Annotated in this window: 4 protein-coding genes; 2 read left to right on the top strand and 2 right to left on the bottom strand. The window is 69.9% G+C overall.

Annotation, left to right across the window (positions count from 1 at the left end; genetic code table 11):
- Positions 1 to 82: 82 nt before the first annotated feature.
- Both V3B48_RS11490 and V3B48_RS11485 read right to left on the bottom strand, forming a co-directional pair.
- On the bottom strand, positions 83 to 1330 hold the full coding sequence (locus V3B48_RS11490) for a TIGR03862 family flavoprotein (protein ID WP_329893768.1): 1248 nt from the start codon (positions 1328 to 1330) through the stop codon (positions 83 to 85).
- Complete coding sequence (locus V3B48_RS11485; RefSeq protein WP_049421508.1) at positions 1317 to 1751, bottom strand: FKBP-type peptidyl-prolyl cis-trans isomerase; 435 nt, start codon at positions 1749 to 1751, stop codon at positions 1317 to 1319. The genes V3B48_RS11490 and V3B48_RS11485 overlap by 14 nt, the downstream gene beginning before the upstream one ends.
- A 70-nt stretch (positions 1752 to 1821) precedes the next feature.
- On the opposite strand from V3B48_RS11485, the gene V3B48_RS11480 reads away from it, so the two are divergent.
- Together V3B48_RS11480 and V3B48_RS11475 are read left to right on the top strand one after the other, a co-directional pair.
- Positions 1822 to 2187: a DUF6164 family protein gene (locus tag V3B48_RS11480; protein ID WP_094000077.1), complete on the top strand. Its 366-nt coding sequence runs from the start codon at positions 1822 to 1824 to the stop codon at positions 2185 to 2187.
- Between the two features lie 318 nt (positions 2188 to 2505).
- Positions 2506 to 3273 (top strand): sulfurtransferase, encoded by a 768-nt coding sequence (locus V3B48_RS11475; protein ID WP_132809778.1) that lies wholly within the window; start codon positions 2506 to 2508, stop codon positions 3271 to 3273.
- The last annotated feature ends 97 nt before the right edge of the window (positions 3274 to 3370 follow it).

The raw sequence follows: 3370 nt of genomic DNA, 5'->3' as shown, positions 1-3370 counted from the left end.
TTGACTCCCCCCCCCCCACCGCGCCTCCCCCCCCCCCCCCCCACCCCGCCCCCCCCCCCCCCCCGACTCTACAACGCAGGTGTCACCGCGCTGCCAGCCACCCGATCACGCCTTCCGCAGCACGCAGGCCACTGGCGTAGCACGCGGTCAGCAGGTAGCCACCTGTCGGCGCCTCCCAGTCCAGCATCTCGCCGGCACAGAACACGCCGGGCACTGCCCGCAGCATCAGGCCATCATCCAGCGCATCCAGGCGCACGCCACCGGCGGTGCTGATCACCTCGGCCATCGGCCGGGGGCGCAGCAGGCGCAGGGGCAGGCGCTTGAGCGTAGCTGCCACGGCAGGCAGATCGTTGCCCGCTTCCTTGCCTAGCATCTCGAACACCAGCGCGGCCTTCACTGCATCCAGGCCGACCTGGCGGCGCAGGTGCTCGCCGAAGCTGCGACCCTTGCGCGGGCGTGACAGGTCGGCCAGCAGGCGTGCTTCATCGCGGCCCGGCACCAGGTCCAGCCACAGCATCGCGTGGCCATCGCGGTTGATGGTCTCGCGCAGGTCTGCGGCCAATGCGTAGATCAGGCTGCCTTCGATGCCGTACTCGCTGGCCACGCATTCGCCCTGCAGCGACTGCGGCTGTCCGGCCAGGTCGACCCAGTGCGCGATCACCGGCTTCAACGGTGCGCCGGCATTGCGCTGGGCGAAGAACGGCGTCCAGTCCACGTCGAAACCGCAGTTGGCTGACTGCAGCGGTGCGATGTCCACGCCACGTGCCTGCAGTGGCGAGACCCAGGCGCCGTCGCTGCCCAGCTGCGGCCAGCTGCCGCCGCCCATGGCCAGCACGGTAGCATCGGCATGCACTTCAACGGCGCCGTCTTCGGTTTCAAATCGCAGGGCGCCGTCGTCGCTCCATCCGATCCAGCGGTGGTTGGCGTGCAGGCGCACACCCTGTTCTTTCAGGCGGCGCACCCAGCCGCGCAGCAGTGGGGCTGCCTTGCGGTCGACCGGGAACACGCGGCCGGAGCTGCCCACATAGGTCTCCACGCCAAAGCCGGCAGCCCAGTCGCGTAGCGCCTGCGCGTCGAAGCCGTCCAGCCAGCGTCCCACGGTAGAGGCCTGCTCGCGGTAGCGGCTGTCGAACAGCGGCCGCGGATCGGAATGGGTGAGGTTGAGCCCGCCCTTGCCGGCGATCAGGAACTTGCGGCCGGGCGAACCCTTGGCCTCGTACAGGTCCACCTGCAGCCCGGCCGCGCGCAGGCGCTCGGCGGCGAACAGGCCGGCCGGGCCGCCGCCGATGACGGCGACCCGTGGAGGCGTTGCGGTATTACGGTTTGACATCGAGCAGCTCGACATCGAACACCAGCGACGAGCCGGCCGGGATCGGGCCAACCCGGCGGTCGCCGTAGCCGTAGTCCGGCGGGATCATCAGGGTGCGCTTGCCGCCGACCTTCATGCCGGCCACGCCCTCATCCCAGCCGCGGATGACCTGGCCGGCGCCGAGCGCAAAGGTGAACGGTTCGCCACGGCTGACCGAGCTGTCGAAGGTCTTGCCGTGCTTGGTTTCGGTGCGGTTGTCGTAGATCCAGCCGGTGTAGTGCACGGTGACCTTGTTGCCGGCAACGGCTTCGGCGCCGGTACCCGGGACGGTATCGATGCGCTCGAAGGTGGTCAGGGTGCCACCCGGCGGCGGGCCGGACGGTTCGGTCGAGCAGCCAACGGCGGCGAGGGACAGCAGCAGGGGAAGCAGCAGGCGGCGCATCGGGCGACTCCGGAAGGGCGCAGGGCGAGGGCGGCAAGGGTAGCGCATCGGCGCCGGGTATCATGGGGGCATGGCAAAACTCCTGCTCAATCTGCGCAATGTCGGCGACGACGAATACGCCGATGTCTGCACGCTGCTCGACCAGCACGGCATCGCCTGGTATCGCACCGAACCCAGCCCCTGGGGCATTTCCAACGGCGGCCTGTGGCTGCGCGAGGACGCCGATCATCCGCGTGCAAAGGCGCTGATGGCCGAGTACCAGGCCGAACGCGGGCCGCGCATCCGTGCCGAGCGCGAGCAGGCGTTGCGCGAGGGGACGGCGGAGACCTTCGGCAGCCTGTTCCGGCGCCGGCCGGCATATGTGGTGCTGGTGCTGCTGGCGATGGCCGGTGCGGCGGCGCTGGTGCTGCTGCCGTTCGTGCTGTTGCGGGGGTAAGGGGGGCTTCTGGCCGGGTTGCACCCGGCACCCGCTAGTGCCGGCCGCTGGCCGGCAACAGCAAAAGCAACAGCAACAGCAGGCAATCCGTGGTGGGCAGGGCGGTGTGGGCAAGCGGGACACGCCGTAAACCCGTCCATGGGGGCTCGATGGCGCCATCCATGGCGCCAACGGTCCGGGGCCCCCCCGCCCCCGCCGGCCCACACCGCCCTGCCTCTGCCCGGTTCCGGGTGCCTGCCGGGGTCGGATCCCTCTGCCGTGCAGAGGGATCCGACCCCTGAATCTGTCCGTGCGGGCGGGAGGCGCTAAAATGGCGGGATGATCGCCAATACCGCTGCCTACCATTTCGCCGTCATCGACGCCCCCCAGGCCCTGTGCGACCAGTTGCTGGCGCGTGCCGAGGCGGCGCAGCTGCGCGGTACGATCCTGGTGGCGGGCGAGGGGCTGAACCTGTTCCTGGCGGGTGGGCCGGAGGCGGTCGAAAGTTTCTATGCGGCGCTGCATGCCGATGCGCGCTTTGCCGATATGCGGGTCAAGACCAGCCTGAGCGAGCATCAGCCGTTCGCGCGGCTGAAGGCCAAGGTGAAGGACGAGATCATCAGCTTCCGCCGTGATGACGGCCAGCCGCTGGAGTATCCGCGTGCACCGGCGGTCGATCCGGCTACCGTGCAGCGCTGGTTGCGGCAGGGGCATGATGACGCCGGCAAGCCGGTGGTCATGCTCGATACGCGCAATCTGCAGGAAGTGGAGTACGGCACCTTCAAGGATGCGCTGGTGCTGCCCATCCACAAGTTCACCGACCTGCCCGAGGCGCTGGCGCCGCACCGCGAGGCGCTGAAGGACAGCACCGTGGTCAGTTTCTGCACCGGCGGCATCCGCTGCGAGAAGGCCGCGCTGTGGATGGTCAACGACGGCATGGACAATGTGCTGCAGCTCGACGGCGGCATCCTCGGCTACTTCGAGGAGGTGGGCGGCGAAGGTTACGAAGGCCGCTGCTTCGTGTTCGACGAGCGCGTGGCGCTGGATGCCGAACTGAAGCCAATGGTCGACCAGCCGCTGCCGGAGCCGCGCCCCAGCGCGTTCTAAGCCGGGACGTCAATTCCCCCGGTAGAGCCGGGCGCGGGGCGGCGGCGGCCCGCTGCACCGGCCGGCCGGGCCGCGCGCCGGCCCACCCCAAGCCCGG

This window comes from Stenotrophomonas sp. SMYL20 (assembly GCF_036320045.1).
Lineage (GTDB): Bacteria > Pseudomonadota > Gammaproteobacteria > Xanthomonadales > Xanthomonadaceae > Stenotrophomonas > Stenotrophomonas maltophilia_A.
Note: the sequence above shows the minus strand (reverse complement) of the source record. Positions and strands in the feature narration are given on the sequence as shown.